Annotated in this window: 14 protein-coding genes; 6 read left to right on the forward strand and 8 right to left on the reverse strand. The window is 61.4% G+C overall.

From position 1 onward, the window contains the following. Nucleotides 1–211: 211 nt before the first annotated feature. Entirely contained in the window at nucleotides 212–1,279 is a 1,068-nt protein-coding gene (locus AC1DRE_RS01620) for a hypothetical protein (protein ID WP_476983048.1), read from the forward strand. Between the two features lie 374 nt (nucleotides 1,280–1,653). Here the strand turns inward: AC1DRE_RS01620 and AC1DRE_RS01625 are convergent, their stop codons facing one another. From AC1DRE_RS01625 to AC1DRE_RS01635, 3 genes are all read right to left on the reverse strand, one after another. Beyond that, nucleotides 1,654–7,059 carry a DUF3320 domain-containing protein gene (locus tag AC1DRE_RS01625; protein ID WP_476983049.1) on the reverse strand — a complete coding sequence of 1,802 codons (5,406 nt, stop codon included), beginning with the start codon at nucleotides 7,057–7,059 and terminating at the stop codon, nucleotides 1,654–1,656. Between the two features lie 1,022 nt (nucleotides 7,060–8,081). Continuing rightward, nucleotides 8,082–9,512, reverse strand: coding sequence for a DUF6994 family protein (locus tag AC1DRE_RS01630; protein WP_476983050.1), 1,431 nt, complete (start codon nucleotides 9,510–9,512; stop codon nucleotides 8,082–8,084). A gap of 191 nt (nucleotides 9,513–9,703) precedes the next feature. Beyond that, nucleotides 9,704–9,988 (reverse strand): hypothetical protein, encoded by a 285-nt coding sequence (locus AC1DRE_RS01635; RefSeq protein ID WP_476983051.1) that lies wholly within the window; start codon nucleotides 9,986–9,988, stop codon nucleotides 9,704–9,706. Between the two features lie 267 nt (nucleotides 9,989–10,255). Between AC1DRE_RS01635 and AC1DRE_RS01640 the strand changes: the two genes are divergently transcribed. Continuing rightward, on the forward strand, nucleotides 10,256–10,576 hold the full coding sequence (locus AC1DRE_RS01640; protein ID WP_476983328.1) for a ScoMcrA-related endonuclease: 321 nt from the start codon (nucleotides 10,256–10,258) through the stop codon (nucleotides 10,574–10,576). A 445-nt stretch (nucleotides 10,577–11,021) separates the two neighbouring features. Here the strand turns inward: AC1DRE_RS01640 and AC1DRE_RS01645 are convergent, their stop codons facing one another. Then, nucleotides 11,022–13,685: a UvrD-helicase domain-containing protein gene (locus AC1DRE_RS01645; protein WP_476983052.1), complete on the reverse strand. Its 2,664-nt coding sequence runs from the start codon at nucleotides 13,683–13,685 to the stop codon at nucleotides 11,022–11,024. Nucleotides 13,686–13,902: 217 nt separating this feature from the next. Here AC1DRE_RS01645 and AC1DRE_RS01650 point away from each other — a divergent pair, with 217 nt between their 5' ends. Then, a complete protein-coding gene (locus tag AC1DRE_RS01650) occupies nucleotides 13,903–14,718 on the forward strand; it encodes a hypothetical protein (protein WP_257369038.1) in 816 nt (271 codons plus the stop codon). Nucleotides 14,719–14,806: 88 nt separating this feature from the next. Here AC1DRE_RS01650 and AC1DRE_RS01655 read toward each other — a convergent pair whose 3' ends face one another. Both AC1DRE_RS01655 and AC1DRE_RS01660 read right to left on the reverse strand, forming a co-directional pair. Continuing rightward, a complete protein-coding gene (locus AC1DRE_RS01655; RefSeq protein ID WP_476983053.1) occupies nucleotides 14,807–15,508 on the reverse strand; it encodes a DUF6308 family protein in 702 nt (233 codons plus the stop codon). 55 nt (nucleotides 15,509–15,563) lie between these two features. Next, the gene (locus AC1DRE_RS01660) at nucleotides 15,564–16,355 is read right to left on the reverse strand and encodes a DUF6994 family protein (RefSeq protein WP_476983054.1); all 792 of its coding nucleotides are present in this window, start codon (nucleotides 16,353–16,355) and stop codon (nucleotides 15,564–15,566) included. A gap of 258 nt (nucleotides 16,356–16,613) precedes the next feature. On the opposite strand from AC1DRE_RS01660, the gene AC1DRE_RS01665 reads away from it, so the two are divergent. Beyond that, nucleotides 16,614–16,913, forward strand: coding sequence for a DUF4193 domain-containing protein (locus AC1DRE_RS01665; RefSeq protein WP_257369041.1), 300 nt, complete (start codon nucleotides 16,614–16,616; stop codon nucleotides 16,911–16,913). Further along, nucleotides 16,885–17,301, forward strand: coding sequence for a hypothetical protein (locus AC1DRE_RS01670; RefSeq protein WP_476983055.1), 417 nt, complete (start codon nucleotides 16,885–16,887; stop codon nucleotides 17,299–17,301). The genes AC1DRE_RS01665 and AC1DRE_RS01670 overlap by 29 nt, the downstream gene beginning before the upstream one ends. Before the next feature lie 125 nt (nucleotides 17,302–17,426). Here the strand turns inward: AC1DRE_RS01670 and AC1DRE_RS01675 are convergent, their stop codons facing one another. Continuing rightward, nucleotides 17,427–18,248, reverse strand: coding sequence for a nuclease-related domain-containing protein (locus tag AC1DRE_RS01675; RefSeq protein WP_330194387.1), 822 nt, complete (start codon nucleotides 18,246–18,248; stop codon nucleotides 17,427–17,429). A gap of 625 nt (nucleotides 18,249–18,873) precedes the next feature. Between AC1DRE_RS01675 and AC1DRE_RS01680 the strand changes: the two genes are divergently transcribed. After that, nucleotides 18,874–19,998 carry a hypothetical protein gene (locus AC1DRE_RS01680; protein ID WP_476983056.1) on the forward strand — a complete coding sequence of 375 codons (1,125 nt, stop codon included), beginning with the start codon at nucleotides 18,874–18,876 and terminating at the stop codon, nucleotides 19,996–19,998. 37 nt (nucleotides 19,999–20,035) lie between these two features. Here AC1DRE_RS01680 and AC1DRE_RS01685 read toward each other — a convergent pair whose 3' ends face one another. Beyond that, entirely contained in the window at nucleotides 20,036–21,205 is a 1,170-nt protein-coding gene (locus AC1DRE_RS01685; RefSeq protein ID WP_476983057.1) for a hypothetical protein, read from the reverse strand. Between the last annotated feature and the right edge of the window lie 350 nt (nucleotides 21,206–21,555).

Genomic DNA, 21,555 nt, shown 5'->3' on the forward strand with positions numbered 1-21,555 from the left:
CAGCGTGTGCGGCCAGATTCGCGAGGCCATCTTTAGTGATAGCTGAAAAAGGGAGCAGGCCCGGCGGACTGATCCCCTGTCTTGCATCACTGCTCTGGCTGGGGATGAGCCGTCCCCAATGGTTCCTCCTGATGATTCTCCCCCTGCTGTTCTGGCGGATGCTGCGGGTCTTCAGGAAACCACTCTGCCCAAAGTTGGAAAGAAGAGTGGCATGAGCGATGACAACCCCGAAGAAGCCTGGAGCCCACTGCCACCGCCCCGAGATGCCACCTACGACGAACTCCTCGCACTGCTGGCCAGGCACCGGGACCGCGTGGAGGTGTACCTCCAATACGACGGCCCGTCCAAAGAAGCCTCCATCCACCACCGAGGCGGAGACCTGACCCGCTTCAAAGACATGGCCATCGCGCGCCTGTCCGAGGCGGGTGTTTTCACCACCCTGACGATGACAGCGACACTCGGCGTCAACGATGGTGAGGTCGACGCCGTCGTCATGAGCGCTTTGGAAACCCCGTTCGCGGGTGGGGTTGCGCTGCAGCCGGTGTTCGGTTCAGGGCGCGGCCACGGCATCGACCCCACGTACAGGCTCACCAACACAGGCGTGCTGGAACGGCTCGCGGAGCAAACCGGAGCGGTGGTCTCATGGCACGACCTGACGGCACTCCCCTGCTCACATCCGCATTGCGCGTCCGTGGGCTACATGCTGAAGGACGACTCAGGGGCCTGGCGTTCGCTCACAGCCCTCATCGGGCACGATCAGCTGCTCGCCTGGCTGGAACTCAATCCTGACAGCATCGCCAACCGCATCGCCGACAGCGCGATCCCGATCGAACTGCGCAACCTCATGAAGTCCTCCCTGCTGAACCTGCTGAGCGAGCAATCCTCGCTGTCTCACCCGCGGACCATGGATCTTTTGAGTCTCGCAAAGACCATGACCTCACTTTCGGGGATTCTTTCCCGAGCTGTTCGAGCGACAACTCGGTCCGATCACCCGTTACGGATGAGATGGCAGAAGAAGGTACGTAGACTTCCGGGATCCGAGATAAACAGGTTCCGGACTGGAAGCCCCATGCCGCTCAATGATGCCCACTTTGGGGATCTTTTCTGCCCCAGGGAGCTTCAAAGGAGCCTTGGTCCGACCGGCTTGATATCAGCCGCAGAGCAACTGCAGGTTCGTGGAACTGGATTATGCGCCGACGGTGGGCTCCCCTCCCCCAAGGTTCGACTCTCCAAGGGCCGCGGCCTGATGCCGGTGAGCAGAAGTTCGCGGCCCGGGTGAAGTCTCATCGGCGCATCGAACACCTCAAATTGAACATTGGTGGTCACAAACTATGAGCCGGGGATGGGTAGCAGAAATGCCTTTGACCTGCGGAAATGCGCAAAATTACCCCGAAATGGACCCATGTAAATTTTCAGACTTTCTGGCCAGTGATGGTTTAAAAGGGGGGTGGGTGCAAAATACTCACTCTCTCAAGAGTTTCCTATGCGGATATGGGGTGGATCAGCTCACGGGCACAGTCTTCTGGTTAGTTACGAGGGTTCGACCGCGGATGTACTTTGTCATGGCTCAATCCTCACCCACGGAGGGAATCTTTTCGGTGCATGCCGCGTACGGCCCCAAAGACCTCGTGAACTGTCAGCGTGAAGGATCACTTAGTGCGACTTCGCCAGGGTCAAGGTGTCGTCGCCCGAGCAAATGACATTGCCGTCATTGACGAGACGGTCTATGGCCTCGTTGATACGCCGCTCAACCGTGGCTCCAGTTCTGGTCCAACCGAACACGCGGGCTATGCCTTGGACGACCTCCGACCGGTTGATCGCGCCAACATCGCGGATGGTCAGCACCGTCGCAATGGCGAGTTCTTCCAGGTGCACCTGCTCGACCTTTCGCGCGACCATCCCGGTCGGCGTACGGACGGATGTAACGTCGCTGCCGGGGATCATGAGGAAGTCGCCGTCGCGGATAACCTGTGCCCGTTGCACAGCGAGGTTGATGTTGCCGCGGATGTTGGCGCCGATACGGCCGACGTTCCACCAGTCCCGGAGACGTTCGTAGGCGACGTCGAGGTGGAGTGGCGATTCGTGCTCGACCAGCGTCTGGATGGAATCGACCATGTGGAGATGGCTGCCGGCCTCGCCGGGATCGACCCAGCGAGGCAGCTTCCGGGCCGGCGCGAGCGGATATGGAGTTGTCCAGATGGGCGCCGCGGCGATGTCCGCCTGTTCTGTCTCGACCACGGGTCGTTCGATCGCTGCCGCCTTCTTCGTCCGGCCCTCGAGGGGAGCGTTGATGGCGTCCTGGACAGCGGCCAGCAGGCGGCGTTCCTCGGTGGCGCGGTCCCGGTACCAGGCTGTCCCCCAGATGCGGTGAAGTCGCCAGCCGAGGCCGGTGAGGATCTGGTCGCGGAGCCGGTCGCGGTCGCGTGCGGCAGGAGCTGAGTGGTACTGGTAGCCATCGCATTCGATGCCGATGGCGAACATGCCTGGGTAGGCGGGGTGGCGTACACCGATGTCGATGCGGAACCCGGCTGCTCCGACCTGCGGTTCGACGATGTAGCCCCAGCCCTGGATGGCGGCAATGACAGATTCCTCGAAGGGTGAGTCCGGGTCGAGGCCTGTAAATGAGTACGGGACGGCGAGGGTTTGTGGCCCCTTCTCGGCGTAGTCGAGGTAAGCGCGGAAGTACTCGACGTTCTCGTTGGTCGAGGGCGGGATCTGTCCTGCGTGCATGGAAGCGACGACCTCGACGCGTTGACGGGCGCGGGTGATGCCGACGTTCAGGCGCCGCCAGCCCTTGTCCTTGTTCAGGGCCCCGAAGTTCGTCGAGATCTTACCCGCTTCGTCGGGGCCGTAGCCGATCGAGAAGATGATCACGTCACGTTCGTCGCCTTGGACCTGTTCCAGTGCGCGGATGAAGAAACCGTCGAGGCGGTCTTCCGTGTCGAAGAACCGGTCGAGGTCGCGGCGACGGACGCGGGCCTCGTCTATGGCGCTCTGGACTGCGTCGGCCTGGGCGACGGAGAAGGTCACGACGCCGAGTGTGAGGTCGGGACGGTTGGTGAAGTGTTCGATGACGCGTTCGGCGACCTTGGCAGCTTCGATGGGGTTATAGGCTCCGCCGCCGCGGCGGTACATGCCGTGAGCATGGAAAAACTCGACGCCCACGTCGTCGCCTTCGGTGTGGGCCGAGGGGAAGGTCACAAGCTTGCCTTCGTAGAACTTGTAGTTAGAGAAGGCGATGAGGTCTTCATGCCGTGAGCGATAGTGCCACCGGAGACCGAGGTTGTTGAACGCGCCCGAGGCCTTGGCGAGTTCGAGGATGGACTGGAAGTCCTTAACGTCAGTTTCTTCCTCGTCGTCATCGTCGATGTTGCGCTCGAAGAACGAGGTGGGCGGCAGTTGCTTGTCGTCGCCGGCGAGAATGAGGGACCTGCCCCGGTAGATGCAGTTGATGGCGTCGCCGGGCGTGACCTGCGAGGCCTCATCGAAGATGACGACGTCGAACTCAATATCAGAGGGCAGGTACTGGGAAACCGCCAGCGGCGACATCATGAAGATCGGCTTTATGCTGGGCGTGACGTTGCGGGTAAGCGACATAAGCTCGCGCACGGGCTTGTGCTTCTTCTGTTTGCCGCCTTCGCGGCGAATGACGGCGGGCTCGCCCATGGTGGTGTTCACGGGGCGGCGCGTGTTGGCGGCGAGAATGATGTCAGCGGTTGCCGCTTTGATCAGGTCGCGGTCGAGGGTGCGGTACTCCTCGACCAGCGCCTCGCGCTCGGTTGCCAGTAAAGGACGGAGACGTGCATCGCCCTGGACGACAGCGTCGGACCAGCCGCGCAGAAGAGCTCGATTGACGACGTTGGGGACGTCGTGCTCGCTAACGCGCTGCTCGATGCAGAAGTCGACGGCGGTGTCGAGACCCCGCTTGGCGAGGTCCCCGTAAGCGCGCTGGTAGTCGAACCATTCCTGCTGGCCGACCGTGTCGGCGCGCAAGTCGTTCATGAGCTCCACGGCATCGTGGAAATCATCGAACTCCTCGGAGAGCTCGCGGTGACGGGTTGGGGCAAAGGCCCCGATCACGCGGTCGCGGGTCTGGGTCCACTTATCGTAAGCAGGACGCATTGACTCGACAGGTGTGGAAACACCGAGCGTCTTCACCTGCTCCGTGGTCAGGGGCCCGTTGGCCAGCGATCGGAGGTTGACTGCCCAGCCGATGGCCTCGTCGAGGGTTTCGAGGTTGGTGTCGCCGAAGTCGAAGTAGGTGCCGAGGATGCCCCGGTAGACAGGTTCGGCTGCGTGCAGTTCCTCAGTCGCGTGCCTGGCGTCCTCGGCGAGTGCGAGGAGGTCATTGACCTCGGCAAGCGAGTGGTTTCCGCCGGTGACGCTCTCCACGCCTCTGATGCGTGCCGCGGCCTGCCGCATGGGCCCGACGTGGCCAGTAAGCCAGTCCACAGCCTGGCCAATGGGCTCGAAAATGAGTTCAGGACGACCGGCCAGCGCCGGACCGGGCTGGAGTCCCCGTTTCCACTCATCGAAGTCTGCACGGGCGGTGTCGGCCACGATCTTGTCGGCGTGGTTGGAACTGCTGGTGGTCAGGTAGGTGATAAGCGGTGCCGGCACTTTGTTGTCGGTGAGAGTCAGAACTTCCTCGACGATGTTGAATGCGGCATTGAGCGACTCGAAGTTTGTTTCCCGCCCTGCCCAATGTGCCGCGAGTGTCTCCCGGCACGCGGCGGCCAAGTTATCAAAGGCCTTGCTGCTCTCGCCCCACGCGATGGCATCGGAGAGGTGACCGATGCCGTTCTTGACGTCGGCGGCATTAACCAACAGTCCGGCGACGGTCTTCTTGTCTGCGCGGTAGTTGCCGGACAGCTTCTTCAGGCCCTTGTGCAGATTCGTGAACCGGTCCTGCAGATCAGCCAGCGGTGCTTTGAGGGCTTCGGGGGTGAATACGGAAGATGCCCTGGCCTCAGCATCGTTCAAAGCGGAGACGTGATCCCGGAGCGCAGCTGCCGCCGCGCGCGCCTCAGCCAATCCCGTTGAAGTGAACCAACTTCGGTCGGGTCTGGCGTTTTTCGTGTGTAGGTCAATGATGCGGGTCAGCCGGTCCACGTCACTGAACATCGAGACCGGCGGGAGCCCAAGGCTGGTGGCGAGCGAGGACAGGGACAACATCCGTTCGCCCAGCATGTGCGCCTCGGCCTCGAAGCGCTCGGCGGTCGCGGTCAGATCAGAAGCCGGCACGGTCTGCAGGTCCACAGGGCATGGCGATACCGTGACCGGAGAAGGGCTTGGTGGTATGGCCTCTGGTAGCGGCAGGGCCGTCCACGGAACGCCGGCGGCTTGCGTGACCGTCTCTTCAGCGGCCATCAGGTGGGCGATTTGACGGCCGAGGTCAGCGCGAATAGTTATCAACGACTGCGTGGAGTCCGCGGTGAGCCAGGGCTCCGTCATGCCGCTGGGGTGTGGCCGATGCTGGTGTTCGATGAGCGCGATCAGACGGGGTATGTCGGACGGCGCCCTCAGGCTGAAGGCGTCGACGACTTCGGCGTTGAGCGCGACCGTGCCGCGCAGCTCCTCGAGCGCGGACTCGGCCTGGTAGAGCCGAACTTCGAGTGACTGATCGTCGATGACGTCGCGCCACAGGAACGATCTGCCTTGCGCTGCCGGGCGCCACGCACGAACGACTTTCGACAGAGTCTTCTGGATGCCGAGGTACTCGGCCTCGGTGAGGTCGGTCGGGGCTTTCTCCGGGACAGGTGCGATCGGTGCCGTCGAGAGGTTCGCGTACATGCCCAGCACCTGGTGCAGGGACATGTTCAGCGGCTCGCGGACTTCGTTCATCGCAGCCGCGTAGTCGTTGAGCTGCTCTCGACGCTCCTTGACGCCTTGTCGGGCCAGCGTGGGCATTGCCATCGGGGGCTTGGCGATGCTGTCCAGGGTCTTGAGAAGCTCGGTCGCCACTTCCTTGCGACTCGCCTTGTGCGAGTGGAGCTCGAGAAGGTAGGAGCCGAGTCCGGCGGCGGCGAGACGGTTGCGGACCACATCGAGTGCAGCAATCTTCTCCGATACGAACAGGACAGTCTTGCCGGTATGGAGTAGTGCACCAATCATGTTCGCGATGGTCTGCGATTTTCCGGTCCCCGGAGGGCCATCCATGACGAATGTCTTGCCTGCCAGACTCGCTGCGACAGCCGCCCGCTGGGAGGAATCCGCGTCGAGCACGAGTGGCGTCACCTCGGGCGGGGCGAGCCTGTCAATGTCGGATGGGTCGATTGGGTCGAACTGGAACTCCGGCGACTGCTGGGTCGGGTCTGAAGTAGCGATCGCCCGCACGATGGGGTGCTCGAGAATCCTGGCTTCGTTGTCGAGGAGGTCTTTGAACATGGCCTCCTTCGCGAAAGAGAACGTCGCCAAGTAAGTGGTGTCGCGCAGGGTCCAGCCGGTGAAGGTCTTGTTCTTCTCTAAGGCTCCTCGGACCGCTGCGAGCGTCTCGGAGACTCCGAGCCCCTCGATGTCCTCGGCTGTCGGCAGGTCGATGCCGAATTCTTTGAGGCGAAGTGCGAGTGCAGGATTGAGCACCGGGTCGTCTTCACCCTCGGTGATTCGCGGTGTGCCCTTCGGGCCCTCGGGCAGCAACTGGACGGGCACCAGCAGAATTGGCGAGAGCATTGCGGTGTCGTCGACGTCGCGCCAGTCCAGGAGGCCGAAGGCCACGTACAACACCGAGAGGCCCCGGTCGAGGAACTCTGCTGACGCCTTGCGCATGAGGTTGCGAACGACTGGACCGACTTCACCATCGGGCCGGGGGGCGTGAAAGAAGGTGCCTGCGGGCAGTGGGTTCGGCGCGTCCGGATCGCCCAGGTTGAAGTCGCCACGGAATGCGTTCGTCTTGCCTGACTGGAGGCGGGCCAAAACCTCGTCCGGGGACGGCGAGTCGATGAGAAGCGAGGAAGCCTTCGGGGCGCGGAACTTGATGAGCGCGCTCTGTCGGGTCAGGCCAACCAGCCCGTCACGCCATACTTTGAGCGCCGCCTGATGCTGGCTCCACTGCGTCATTATCCCTCTTCTCGAATTTTCCCAACCGATCGCGCGTGCGTCGCACGGACCGCACTTCAGGCCGCACAATATAGTCACACATCAGAACCGCCCCGAAACCCAATATTGGCAAATCCTTGGCCAATATTGCGTCACCTCGGTAAAGGTCTGGGCCAACCTTGAGCCGGCTTGGTAGGAAACGACACGACCTGGGCCTGCCTACTAATTGGGTTCCGCCGAGAGATCCTGCCGAGACGCCCGCAACCGGAGTCCGTCCAATATGACGCTCATTACCGGAACCGCGCCGGGGCGGAGCGGCCGGCGCGGTATTCGATACGCGCATCACCTTGAAGGTAGGCGAGTATGACACGTCACAGTTTTCCAAGGAGCTTGGCGTAAGCTCATCGCGCTCGGCCTCTTGTTTCGCGAGCGATGATCGCCTGCTCCGGGACCGCCGCGCGCCGCCTTCTCCGCGCTCTCATTGACGAAAGGGTGAGACCCGCACGCGAGGCCGCGACGGTGCTCCCGACACTTCGCGGTCCGCGTTTCCAGGACGTTCAGTTCGTACAGGAGTCGACATGACGGCATCGCCAGCCCTTGGGGAGGTCGGCAGGCAGATCGAAGGCTCAGTGAACGCTTTCGCCGCTGTGCAGTGACGAACTTTGCATGGACTGAATCGTGTGGCGAAACCAGCTCCAGCCGGGCCAATGCCTGCTTCTCCTCCCCCAGTGCATTCGTCACCGTGTTCCCGCGCCCGCCTTCGGACAGACGCCCGGATCGTTGTACCGGTAGGTGCGACGGCTGAGATGCCAGATCCTTGCCACATGAAGCAACAAACGGCGACAGCCAGACCGGTGCTGACCTAGACTGGCACCGTTTGAACCACCACAACAGGACCCGCCGTCAATGACGGCGGGTCCTGTTGTTTCGCCGCGGGATCAGGTTCGCCACCAGCGCGGAAGCAGCACCTGAGCTGACCTGTTCAACCCCCGCAAGCCCACTCCGAAAACAGGCCAGCGATGCCGTACCGTTTGGCGTTGGCGCTACTGGCGAACCTCAGTCTCCGGGTGATGCTTCACGACCCACTCGGCCATCCGACGCCCACGTGCTGCGATGAACTCCAACGACTTTTCGCGATACGTCACGTACTCCGCGGTTGTGGCGGGTGTCCCGGAACGCTTGAAGTTGTCGAACGGCAGGAAAAACTGCACCCCGTCATAGTCGGGCGTCACGAGGTCCTGGAAGTGGAAGAACTCCACGAACTCCTTGAACCCGTCAAAGAGATTGAAGAAATCTCCGTATGCGTTGATGATATCCGCGAGGGGGCTCCCTGGTTCTCCGGCGTAGTGACGCCGGATGCACTCAAGGGTGAGGTCCATCCGGTCGCCGATCAGCAAACGCAGTCCTCGTGCCGTGTTCATGGTGGACAGATCTTTGGTCCTGAGGGGCCAAATCATCGTACTGCCGATGGTGTACGGCGGTTTGAGATGGCGGACCCGCTGCTCCTCGCTTAGGCCGGCAATTGCTTCGACCAGCGACTTCGGCTTTGACCATGTGGTGTAGGAATTGGTGATGGCGTCGCTGCCGTAGCAATGCCTCGCCCCGGAGCCGTCGGTGAAGATGAGGTACTCGTTTCGGCCAGCCGATGAGACACCCGGTGCGAATCGGACAACGGAGGGCAGGTCCTTCGTCCACAGGAGCTCATGGTCTGCACGAAGTCTCTGGCTGTCTTTGTCGGCGTCTGGCCGGTTCTTCGAAGGGGTGTCCGTTTTGTAGTCGAACGACGTGTCGAAGACGCGCCTTTTCGTGAAGATGAGCTGCTCCACCTGCTCGGGTTCAATGGCCAGTTCCTCTGCCCATTCGGCCATTCTCGCGGTGTACCTGCGGTAGCTGCCCGCGCCGTTCCAGGTCAGCCACAGGGGACCTATTTCCGGGCAGTGCCTTCGGAACCACCCCACGACAATGCTGTCCATGATCGGCGTGGTGGCCACCTGATCGGAGGCCTTAGTAGCGAAGCTGATGAACTTCGTTGCAAAGGCCGGCCCCCACTGGGTGAAGAACTTTCCGTAGTTCTGTCGTCTGTTCACGACGTGCTCGAACGCAGCGTTCCCGCCGTCAGTCATCGCGATTTTAGCCAGGGTGTGCAGTTCGCCCGCGAAGTCCCTCCCATTCTCAGCGTCGGTGTTCAGCCGGATGACGCGCTCGGCGCGATAGGGTCCGAAGTTGGCCCGGGCGTAGCCCCAGAGGTAGCTGGCGATGTACGCGTCTAGAGCCGACGCCGAATCATTGACGAGTCTGAACGACTCCAGTACACCAGCGCGGTCAATGGGATTTGGAAGCGTTTCGAGAATGTCGCGCCGGCCGAGGTATCTCTGCCAATTCTCCTTCTCCCAGGGGAAGGCCTTCTGCGGCGGACGACCCTTCGCGTTCCACTCGTCGAATCTTTTCTGTAGGTCCTCGGGCACAGCTGGCATGGTGGTATCTCCCCCAGGTAGATGGTCCAAATACTCTCCCATAAGCCATCTGGGGCCGCGCCATGACCGGCCGAAATCCCTGCCTACCGGTCAGTGCTGCATCCTCACAGACCACAATAGAGTCCAGGATCTCGATCTTGAGGTCCGTCGTCGCAGACATCGCCGGGGCGAACGGTGTCGTGAAGTAATATCTATTTTTTTCCGGTGAATGAGAGCACGCAGGCACCTATCAAGCGCCTGAACTCCTGATTACTAACTAGGAGGTTGAGGACCCGGTCAACTTCCCAACCTAACGCAAGTGCGAATGCGGCAGCCATCGCGTAGGCCTGTTCCTTCGAGTCGTCCCGGCTAATCCTGCCCGAGTGCCACATTTGCCCAAAATGAGTCAGTGCTTCCTCGCCTTCGGAACGCGTAATGCTAAAACTCAAATCCTCGGCAGTAAAAATCCGCTCGTTGGCGTCGTCTGCGTGGGCCAAGCTAACTCCTAGAGTTCCGCGTGAATAATGGCACATCCATTCTAGCGGCGTCTTTGCCTTGGCCTTTCCTCGGTTGAACCGGAACGAAACCGCTGAGCCCACACCGAATCAAATGCTCTGTCAATGCTAAGAGAAGCCTTTCTGAAGAATTACTACAGAAGGGACACCTATGAATGACAGTCCAGTTGAGACCTTGATCAGTTATGAATGTAGGCATGGGGAGATCTTGGAGCGATCTGAAGCCGCAGAGCATTCGCAGGGCTCGCGCTGTGGCATGAGCTCGGTAGTGAGGAATTCATTTCTCGCACCAGGTTCGGGGAGTCCAACAGGTACGTCGTAGTTGATCGCGGTCAGGCAATCGCCAGCAAGCCGCTGGTTGCTATGGCGTTCCAGCTGCAATTCGGCTGTGGAAAGGATGGACCGCCTCGATTGTCGGGAGGCGAACAGACCCGTGCAACCTTGAGTCGTCATGGCTTCGAGCTGGGCGGATATACATGGGGAAGCATCTACACGCACAGCGCAACTGACCAAGGTCTCCGTCGGCCCGGACACAAAGTTTTGGTGGGTCAAGCAGTCTGTGAACTTTGACCCGGTCTATGGTGGTGGGACCCTTTGGGCGCCTCTGAAGGACCGTCGCGGCCAGCAAGTCGACCACTGGCGCACCTTGGACCGTGTCCTTCCAGGCGACCTTGTCATTCACTACGCCCGTCCAGAGGTTAGGGCCATTAGCCGGGTGGCAACCAGGCCGCAGCCTGCCTACCCACCCCGCGGCTACGACGACGTGGCCGCCAACACGAAGGGCACGTTGGTGCTTACCGAACCCTTGCTTGACACACGGGTTCCCCGGGACGAGGCGCTCGCGATTCTCGAGCAAGACAAGTGTCCGGTCACCGGGGGTAGGACCCTGAGGAATGATTACGATCTTGGTCCGGGTTCCTACAGCTCCGCCGTCGATGGATCGACCCGGCGGCGAGCGGACCGCCCCAGATTGAGTTGGACACCATGGCCTCGCAATTTCGACATCTCCCTGCTCTTAAGCATCAGCGAGTTTCATCGTTCCTTTGCAAGTCGGGTACCCGGTGCAGCCGAAGAACCGGCCGTAGCGCCCTTTGCGTTCCCTCATCGTGTGTTTCTTGCATTTCGGGCAGACCACTGGGGTGATATCGTCGCCTGTCGCGGATCGGATCTTGACGACACGATCTCCGACCAACTCGAGGAGGAACGCTGATTCCCTACCGGCGCGCGTGACCAGGAGCGCTGAGCGCTTGGCACGGGTCAGTGCGACGTAGAACAGGCGTCGTTCTTCTGCGTGTGGGTAGGAGTCGGGGGCGGCCATGGCCAGTTGCAGGAGAGCATCATCCTCGACAATGCTGGGGAATCCGTTCCTCTCAAGGCCGAGCACAACGACGTAGTCTGCCTCCTTTCCTTTTGAGGCGTGCACGGTGTTGAACTCGATGGTCAGGTTGGCGTATCTGGCTTCCAGCGCCGAGATGACATCGTCCTTGGACCGGGAGTACCGGCCGAGCAGCAGCACAGTGGCCGGCTCAGTGAGCTCTGAGTCAAGGGTTGTCAGGTGCTGCCGAACGACCGATCCGTAGTGGCTGCGCTCCCGTACACTGACGGCGCACACCGTCTCGTCAGTCTCCGGCGCTGAAGATCGGACGTTCTTGGAGATTTGATTGGGGTTCTTCATCACGAACCCACCGGCGACATCGCACAGGGACTGCGGGGACCGGAAGGTGCGGTCCAGCCAGATGGTGGACGCTGTCCCGAACCAATTATCGAAGCGGGTCATCACACTGAGGTCTGAGCCCGCGAACCTGTTGATCGACTGCCAGTCGTCGCCGACCGCGTAAAGGTAGTTTCCAGGAGTCTTCATCAGCGCCCTCACCAGCGCCGCACGGGCAGAGCTGGTGTCCTGCATCTCGTCGACCATGACGAGCCGGTAAGGGCTCATCCAACGGCCCGACTCGACGTGATCGGTTGCGAGATTCAGCATGTCCTCGAAATCGATCTGGCCCGCGGCTCGGAGCTGACGGTCCCATTCGGCGAGGATGACGGCGTACAGGCGTGTGAAGAGCCTGGCCCGCAAGGTTCGGCCGGCCCGCTGCGTCAGCACGTCAGGGGTGAGGCGGTTGCCCTTCGCGTGGGCCATGAAGGACCGCATCAGCGCCACCATCGCCTGGTCGCTGATCGGCGGTTCCCCGAGTGCCTCCCTGTAGGGGTCTTCCTCGAGCTGGATTCCGTGTCGGCGGAGCTCCTGTTCGAGGTGCTCGAACCCGGACCCGTCCCGGATGATTGCCGAGGTTGTCTCGATAAGTCTTGTGCTGTATCGAGTGTGGGTCTGACGCCGCCACGCCATACTCTCGGCATACCCGTCAAAATGTGGCGGCGGGTTGCCGTCTGAACCGAGCGCCCAGTGCTCATGCCAGACGTCGATGTCCGGATAGTAGAAGTCCGGCTGATACTGACGGTGGTGCGCGTCCGCAACGTCGTGCGCGTAGGGTCGCTCGTATTCATATCGGACGCCGTTAAGGAAGAGCCAGTTGGCGATCATCACCTCTTCCTGGCTCTTGACGACCTCTCCAGCGAGAGTGCCGAAGCCGTTAATACCTGTGTTCCTGTCCGACTTCTCAGGTTCGGCTTCATCCCCGAGATCCGGCAGCTGCCTGCCGAACACGAGCCTGAAAAGGTCCCAGTCCCGCCGGAAGGCCGGGTCACGGTCGCGCAGGCCATCCACGATCCCTGCAAGCCGCCCCATCCCATTGTCCCTGGGGAGGTCATCGGGGACGGCGGGTTTGCGCCCGGTCGCCTCACCTACGATACGCAACCCGAAGGCATGGAAAGTGCTTGATGCTACCGACGCGCCGTCATCGCCGAGGCGGGAGACGAGCCGCTCCGAGAGCTCACCGGCTGCCTTTTTGTTGAATGCGAGGGCGAGGATCTCCGTCGGCTGGGCGATGCCACGCCGGATCGCATACCCGGCGCGGGCTACCATCGTCGACGTCTTCCCGGAGCCCGCGGCCGCGATCACACGCACCCGGTTGTCGAAGCAGACCGTCGCCCTCGTCTGCTCTTCCGTCAACGGCGACTTCTCGACCTTGCGGAAGAAGTCTGCCAACTCGTTTTTCTCCCACTCCAGGAACGCCTCGTTCCGCTGGGCAGCCCACCTTGACAAGTCAGTGGTGCGGCAGGCGTCGACTGCGGCACGCTGGTCCTCACGTTTACCCTTGGGAAGCCCGGAGAGCCTCGGATCGCTGTCGGCAGCCAGCCAGACAGCGACGTCCGGACGGGAGCCCTCAAGCGCGGCGATCGTGTCCTGGTCCGCCCACCGTTGTCGGTCCATCACATCCCGGACCCGGGACCACCACAGGCTGGCCGCCTCGCCCTGCTCCTCAGCCTTTGAGAGCAGGGCGGCGAGATGCCGTCGCTCATCGAGCTCGGAGTGGTAAGCAGCGGCGACCTCACGCACCGCGCGACGAGACAGCCCATTGAGCACCGTCTCTGTCCCGTGGACGAGAGTGACGATGAGCTGCCCCGAGCCTTCATCGACTGCGAGTCCGAGGACGTCGATGACATCAGCGTCCACCTCCCGGGGGATTCCGCAGACGCGCAGGCGGCCCTCACGGATCGACAGCACCCATGACCCGGCACCTCTGAACGCGCGTGCCCACCAACCCGGCTTCCACTCCGTCATGCTTCCCCCGACTCACACATGTTCAAAAGGAGACCGTTGCCCTCTTTCCACGGTATCAGCGAGGAATTGTGTGTCGTCGAGTGCGTTCACCGGGTTCGTGCTGATCCGCAGGTACTGGACTCGGCGGGCTTGCCCGTCAACCCTTCGATGGCATGGTGGAGGTGGACCTCCCCAGCATGGAAGGATATGGCAGAGATCTTGGGAGAAGGAATGGGTTGTGAGCACCACACACGAAGAAGTGAAAGCCGACCACGGGGCGCAAAAGAAACGTCCGCTCGTCCGCGTTGAGCCGCAAAGCCACCGTGACGACGGGTCGCCCATCGCAGGTGAAAATCAGGCGTATGTGACCCGCTCGGGCAAGCTTTTCCACACTCAATGGTGCTCGATCATGGATGGTCACTGGCGGGCCGTCAATGGAGGCATCTACGTGACCATGATGGCGGATGTGGGCCTGCGGGGACGTTGCCCGCAATGCGACCAGGACCCTGAAGCGAAGAAGCGCTCCAAATTGGAGCGGGCGGAGAAGCGGGCAGAGAGGCAGCGACTCAAAGAAGAAGCGAAAGCCGAGCACCGGGCAAAGGAACGCCCGCTCGTTCGCGTTGAGCCGCAAACCCACCGTGACGACGGGTCACCTGTGGCAGGTGACGGACAGGTGTACGTCACGCGAACCGGGAAACTGTTCCACACTCAGTGGTGCTCGATCATGGATGGTCAGTGGCGGGCGGGCCAAAAAGGCATCTACGTGACCATGATCGCTGATGTGGGCCCGAGGGGACGCTGCACGCAATGCGACAGGGACCCTGAAGTGTTGAAGCGCTCAAATTTCGAGCAGGCAGAGTGGCGGCGACTCAACCAGGAATTGGACCAACTGGGCAGGACCATAGCGCGAACCCTCGTGGTGAAGGGACCGGAGGGGGTCAACACATTGGGCCCCCACGTGATCCGGTTCAGGGAAACAGAGGCAGAGCTGAGTGCATTGTCCGGTCGCGTCGGGGGCTCGTTTCCGGACTCAAACGATGCTCCGAACTCGTAGTACTCCTTCACCGGCAGACTTCGGCCGGCTACGAAGCTGGCGCGGGCGGTGCGAGGTTCGACCAGGGGTGTCGTGGCTTCGCTGTGCTTCAGCCGGTGATTCCGAGTTTGCCGGCTCGCCCGCCCTTGATGCCATGGTCCTTGCCGTAGCGCCACAGGATGGCGTCCATGATGCGCAGTTCGGAAATGGGTGTCTGGACCGTAGAAAGCTTGTGAATGCGCTGCAATCGTCCAGCAAGGTCGGGGTCTTGCATGAAGAGGTTGTGCCAATTCAGCCACTGGCCTTCAGAGGTGTCTTTGCCCACGACTGCCCCGATTACTTTGTCCCAGATGGGGATGAGATGCGGTCGCTTCCTCGCCATGATTTTGCTGGCTGTGGTGGCCCCGACATCCCAGCGCGTTTTGGGTGTGCGTCTCAGCTCCTGCCAGAGCAGCCATGAGGGGCTGCCCTCCCCGAGAGTGGCTTCTGCTTCCGCGACCGTGAGGTCGCTCATCTTCACGTCGGTGCGTATATCAGCCAGGAGATTTCGTATGTTCTTCGCCAACGGCTGTTCCTGCAGCCCGATGATGGCCTGGGCCGGAACTTTGACGCTGAGCATTGACACGGCGACAGCGTCGCTATCGGTGATCCTGTCCCTGACATCAGGGCCGTCGCCGCGGTTCGCCCATTCATCAAAGTAGCTGCCGGTACTGAGCAGCCCCGTCTTTGTGGATGGTTCGAGGTAGTAGCGCCGGAGCAGTTCGGCTGCGGCTTCGACGTTCTCTTCTTTCAGGATGGCTGGTAGTTCCATGAATCCACCTATGGCTTCAATGCGCGGACTATAACTCTGAGACGTTGCCGGGTAGTCAGTCCGTATGGCGAACCTCGATCTCGCGGTGGTTTTCCTTGACCCACTCAGCCATCCGACGGTTCCGAGCCGCGATGAACTCGAGCGTGGCCTCCCGGTACGTTACGTACTCGTCTTTTGTGTCGGGCATCCCTGAACGCTTGAAGTTGTCGAAGGGAAGGTAGAACCGAACCTCTTCGTAGTCGGGCGTCACGAGGTCTTGAAAGTGGAAGAAGTCCACGAACTCCTTGAATCCGTCGAAGAACGCAAAGAAGTCCGCGTACGCGTTGATGACATTGGCCAGTGGGCTCTCCGGTTCTCCTGCGTAATGACGCCGGATGCACTCCAGGGTCAGATCCATCCGGTCGGCGATGAGCGACCTGAGCCCCCTCGCCTGGTTCATCGTGGGTCGGTCCTTCTTCCTGACGGGCCAGATCATCGCACTGCCGATGGTGTACGGCGGCTTCAGGTAGCGGGCCCGCTGCTCCTCATTCAGCGAGGCGATGGCGTTCGCCAGAGACGCCGTACGTGCCCGGCCGGTGTAGGAGTGGGTGATGGCGTCACTGCCGTACCAATGCATCACTCTGGAGGGGTCGGTGAAGATGAGGTAGCCGTCCGTACGCTTCGGCCGCGCGGTCGGTTCGAAGAGGACGCCGGAGTTCAGCGTCTTGGTCCACAGCAACTGATGGTCCGCCCGGAGCCTTGGACTGCCACTGTCCGGGTCAGTCCCTGGAGGGGTGTCGGTCTGGTAGTCGAACGAAGTATCGAAGACGCGCGGCTGTTGCTGCTGCGGGTATTCCGGATTGCTCAAGGTTCCCCCAAAGACCAGAGTTGTAAGACGCTCAAATCCGATGGTTGGTTCCGCAAATTTCGCGGCCGTCGGCTTTGCCCCACATTAGGTGCCACTTCCTGATATTGAAACCCCAGGTGCCCCACTGACCGTCGGCAATGCCATGTTCCCGGCGGTTCTGATTGTGTGCCCATGAAGCCGCTCTTTTAGGGAATTCTTCCCATGTCCTGTACGTTGCAGGATCGGTAATACCCCCTGACAGAGAAGAGATGCACTTTCGTGGCAACCGATTACGATGAACTGCGCACTGACGTCAAGGAATCCCAGGAAAACTCCCTGGAGGCCCTGAAGACTGCTAAAGCCCCTGATGCGAAATCCGTGGTTCAGGAGCTCGACGAGGCTGACGCCCTGGACGGCCTGACCCCTGGTGGCGAGTTCATTGCCGAAGAGCTCGTCGTCCAGGTCATCCCGCAGGCTGACGATGAGTTCACCTGCTATTCCTGCTTCCTGGTCCGCCACCGTTCGCAGAAGGCGAGCGAGAAGGACGGCCATGCCTACTGCGTCGAATGTGAAGGCTGAGCGGTTTTGGCCGGCTGTCCCGGAGCATATCTGGGACAGCATCCGCGAAGAATTCACCCTGCCGACAGCGGCAGACCTGGAGACGCATTTCCAATCCCTCGGCGACCGGGAGGCCATGCGCCGGGCAGTTCGGGTATTCATCGGCGTTGAAACCTTCTGCCCGGGCTTCCAGCTCAAAGATGGGCTCTTCCACGAACCTGTGTTGCGTCTCTTTGATCAGGCGATGAGCCTGAAGGTTCCTCACAATGTGTTCGCCGCCTGGATGGTCAGCCCACTCCCGGCAGAATCCCGTTCCCGGCCAGTGGACATACTGGGCAGAAGGACGCTGCTCCAGAGCTCCTTGGTCGCCTTTGGTGACAGGTACCGGCCGGCCGAAAAGCGTAGCTAAGAGCTTGGCTCTGCCGTATCCCAAGCCAGATAAGTTTGCCGGGACAAGGCTGAGCGCTACGTCTTGAAGAATGGCTCATGTTCAACGTCGTCGTCCCAGAGCGGCCTGGAACGTGGGCACCTGACTCAAGCAGGCTTGAATCGCGAGGCTAACGACTCACGCACCGCCGCTACATCAACGTCGCCGGCTGGCTCTTCTACAAGCACTTTGGCCAGCCGTTTCGGCCAGAGCACATGAACGCCATGGGTCGAGAATGCGCCTCCGATCAACGGCCAGTCGGCTTCAACAAAGCACAGCGCCCCTGTGACCGGAACATCCCCGACGAGGTTTCGCACGACGTCGACCTGTTTGAGCACCCCATCGACCAGCTTCGTGCAATCACGTCGGCCGACGAGGAGCTTCTCCACGCGGGGGCGCAGGATGCCACCCTCGACCTTCAGTTCAGGCCGTCCCTTGTACCTTTTGGCGTCGATGACCCAGATTCCACTGCGAGTGATGGCGATGTGGTCGATGTTGGCTTTCGAGCCGGGAATGCGTCGGTCGTGAAGGACGGCCAGGCCATCGGCTGCCAGGGCATCCAGCCGAGCGCCGAGGCGTTCCTCGCCAATCGCGCCTCGATCCCAGGCCTTGGTGCTTTGGCGTTCGTCAGAGACGGCGACTGCGATGCCGCCGAATGGACCCCACTTCTCGCGGAGCTTTTCCTCGTCTTTCGCTTTGCGACGCTCATACTCGCGTCGGGCTGACGACCCGGCTACTCCAGACTCATTGGCTGGCAACGCCTCACAAGCCGGTTCGAGGTCGTGGGACGTGGATTCGGCAGCCTCTGTGGGACACTCCAAGCAGCGGACGGTCTTTGTATCGCTCTCATAGATCGCTTCCGTCCCGGCCGGAAGAGATGTACCGCACAGCCGACACGCTCCGGCGTAACGGAGCCTCATCTTCTTCATGGGGGCACAGGGTGGAGCATCGACACGGACCCAATCTGCTTGTAGATCACGGCGGTTAGACCGCGGATGTGCTTGGCATGGCTCAATCCTCGCCGACGGCATGTCAATTCCCTGCAAGCCGTCCCAGGAGTTGAGTGAAAATCTCGACCGCCGGCCTTCCGGCGAGCTGTGATGACCTCGGGCGGCCGCCCGTCGGTCACTATGTCGTCTGCTGGCTGTCTGTAGCCGGGAATTCACGGAGTGTGGCCGCTATGGCTCTGACTGCCGCCGGGTCTTCCGTCCAGTGCCGGGCCGTACGTGTACAGGCGTGGAAGTTTTTCACTTTCGATGCTTTGGCGGCCTCAATTAGTTCTGCCCACGCTTCCCGCAGTTCCGCTTGGAGCTCAGGTGACATGGGCGCGCTCGGGACAGGTCCCGCCGCCACGACTGGACTTTTGGGTGTCGCGATTGCGCCTTTTCGCCGAAAAAGACTTGTGAGACCCATTTCGGTTCCCCCTTTCCCCTCTGCCCAGAGTATCAATGTCCCCGCAATGTGTCCGGGACTCCGAACCCGGCCGGCCAACCAGCTCGGCTGAAGCGGCTCCCCTAATTCAGGCTGCCGGAGGTCGTCAAGGATACTGAATGAGTGACTGACCGGCCTGCAATCTACCTGTTCCCGTATCTTCGTCTGCGCGAGGAAGTGAATGTCGGGCCATGGGTGCTGCAACCGCTTGACCCAAAAAAACTTGCTGAGCCCTTTGACGGCTTTGGTCGGACACTGAAGGCACTTCTTTCCCGGTTTCGCGATGATGCCGGCCAGCGATTGACGACTGCAACGCTCGTTCGACGTAAAGAACCAGAGCCTGATCCTGGCGAGGCCCGCGAACATGAACGAGGTGCCCTGCAAGCCGCAGTGTTGTTCGCGGTGACGGACGCCAACACCAGCAACGGAAACGAAATCCCCTGGGAAGCACCCGCATTAAACCTTGCCACTGCTGAAGTGGCGACGTTCTTTGTGGGTGAACTCACCGCGCTCGAAAACGGAACCTTTGTGCGCACCCGCGGCGGCACTCTGAATCGAAGAATCGTTGGCGGCGGCACCGTGAATGATGACTTTGTTGTTGTGCCAGCCCCGGAGGGTCTAGTGACGATTCCGGATCTCACACTCGACAGCCGACTTCTGGACGCCGTATACCGCGTTTCTGTAGAAGCCCTGTCAGATGACTCTGCCAAGACCAAGCGTGAGGTCTGGGCGGCACTCCATTGGCACGGTCGCGCGTGGGAGAACTCGCCGCTTCACAGCATGCCGGATATTCTCGTGCAGCTGAAGACGGCCATCGAGGCCCTCTCAGGTAAGACCGGGACGGCGACCGGCATCAGCGCTCTTGAAGAGATCTACCGTTCAGTCACTGGAACGATCGGTGCCGATGAGTTCCTATGGCGGGAGTCATCCCCGTGTTTTTCGCGTGAATACAATGGGAAGACCAACATGTATAGTTCTTTCGGCCACTGGTATTGGTGCCTGGCAGATACTCGCAACGCCATCGTTCACGACACAGAATCACCTGTCATGGAGCACGAGGCTGCTGGATCACCATTCCAGGGAAACCTCTTTCGTGTCGCCGAACGGGTAACGCGCGAACTCATCAAGATCCGCCTCGCTCAGTTTGGCTATCCGGAAGCAGCCCTTAGCCCGTCGAGTCGAAAGCATCTTCGCATCGCACAGAGCCTCGGCCTTCAAATAGGCACGATCTCTCCAGCCCAGAAGTAGGGGTGGAAGGTGACCGCAGTATCCTCAATAGGGTGCCTCAGTGCTCACCTGCAGTCTGCGTCTCGCGGCCGAATGCCAGAGCCTCGTCCCGCAGACCATTCAAGATTTCGACGTTGCGCAAAACGATGCCAGCCTCGTAGTTGAAGGCAGCTCCCAGCCGCCCCACCCGCTCCATGACCTCCGCGTCGGCCAACTGTTCCAGCCACGCCACAAGCTGCCCCCTGTCCGGGGAACCGTCGATCCTGCTGATCAAGTCAGCCAGATCGATCCGTGCTGACGCCGCTCCGAGACGCAGTTGATAGCGATCCACGGCGGTTGTCCTTGACCCCATGGACATCGCTTCACGCTCGTCTTCGTGACCGACCGTGATCTCGTAGCGGGCCGGAAGCGGGGCCTCGGGCGGTTCCGTACCGGTGATAAGGCGCGGCACCGCCTGCGTGCGGACCCACCCGGAGATCTCATCAAGCTCCTTTATCAGCACTGGCCACCGGTCCGTGCCCGGCCGGTTGATCCCCACGGTCGGGAACAGGGTGACAGGGACCTTAGTGCCCCAGGGAGTCTCTGCGATGATGTCGCCAATACGCATCGGCTCCTCCGGCAACGGAGAGTAATCACGCAGCGAGCGAGGCTTCTGGTCATCCCTGATCATGACCGCCAGCCTGACAGCCGTGATCGCCGGTGTCCTGTGCTTCGCATGGTTCGTGTGAAGCACGAGCCGCGCCAACGGGTGGAGTTCCGCCTGTGCGTGCCGATGGAAGGGCTGCAAGGCTTCAATCCGACGAGCCAGCTCGCCACCGGCGCGTAGCGATGGGGGACCGTTCCGGGCGCGCTTTTTCTTCCACTCGGCAAATTTTTCATGAGTATCCGAGGCCGGCATCTCGACAAGTTTGGCGGCCTTCTCGTCGAGCGGAGCACCGTCCAAGAACTCGACCTCGGCGAAGAGCGCATGCTCGAGCGCTGCCCGCAGGGCCACTAGCGCGTCGGCCACGAGCAGCGGCACCTTGCGCGGGATCGGAGCCACCCGCTCTACAACGGTTCGGCTGAACCTGCCGGCAGGCACTTCGCGCAGGCCGATCACGTCGTCTGGCTGCGTCTGGTAGTCGAAGAGGAGATCCGCGATCTGCCCGATTAGCTCGTCGGCGTGCGAGAGTGTCGCGGCGACGCCAAGATGGCGCTCGGGGAGCCAGACATACGTGTGATCGGTCATGACGACACTCTAGGAGTGATCCCGGGCGGATTATGCAACACACCGCAGGCGTGCCCGAGCCGCGGGGATCAGTTGTCCCTTCTTCGTCACGTTGTCCGCGCAACGCGCCTAGCTCATGCATCCCTCCCCGGAGACAATGGTCCACATGGTCAACCGCTACCAACCGTTGTCGGATCGCCAGATGAAGGTTCTCAAGCCCATGCCCTCGGCGAAGGCCTCACGCTTGCACCCGCACGGGCGCGGCTGCTCCTCGAACTCGCCGCCGCCGGCCTTGGCGTAGAACCCCGAGCCCTGGACCGGGCTATATGGTTGCACGAGAGCCCTTCAGAACCTGGACCGTCCCGGATTGG

The sequence above is a fragment of the Arthrobacter sp. P4_H3 genome, from assembly GCF_056400885.1.

Bases quoted from the DNA above. Each gene is read 5' to 3' on its own strand.
- AC1DRE_RS01620 (WP_476983048.1), top strand. From the start codon at position 212: ATGAGCGATGACAACCCCGAAGAAGCCTGGAGCCCACTGCCACCGCCC.
- AC1DRE_RS01625 (WP_476983049.1), bottom strand. From the start codon at position 7,059: ATGACGCAGTGGAGCCAGCATCAGGCGGCGCTCAAAGTATGGCGTGAC.
- AC1DRE_RS01630 (WP_476983050.1), bottom strand. From the start codon at position 9,512: ATGCCAGCTGTGCCCGAGGACCTACAGAAAAGATTCGACGAGTGGAAC.
- AC1DRE_RS01645 (WP_476983052.1), bottom strand. From the start codon at position 13,685: ATGACGGAGTGGAAGCCGGGTTGGTGGGCACGCGCGTTCAGAGGTGCC.
- AC1DRE_RS01655 (WP_476983053.1), bottom strand. From the start codon at position 15,508: ATGGAACTACCAGCCATCCTGAAAGAAGAGAACGTCGAAGCCGCAGCC.
- AC1DRE_RS01670 (WP_476983055.1), top strand. From the start codon at position 16,885: ATGCCTACTGCGTCGAATGTGAAGGCTGAGCGGTTTTGGCCGGCTGTC.
- AC1DRE_RS01675 (WP_330194387.1), bottom strand. From the start codon at position 18,248: ATGAAGAAGATGAGGCTCCGTTACGCCGGAGCGTGTCGGCTGTGCGGT.
- AC1DRE_RS01685 (WP_476983057.1), bottom strand. From the start codon at position 21,205: ATGACCGATCACACGTATGTCTGGCTCCCCGAGCGCCATCTTGGCGTC.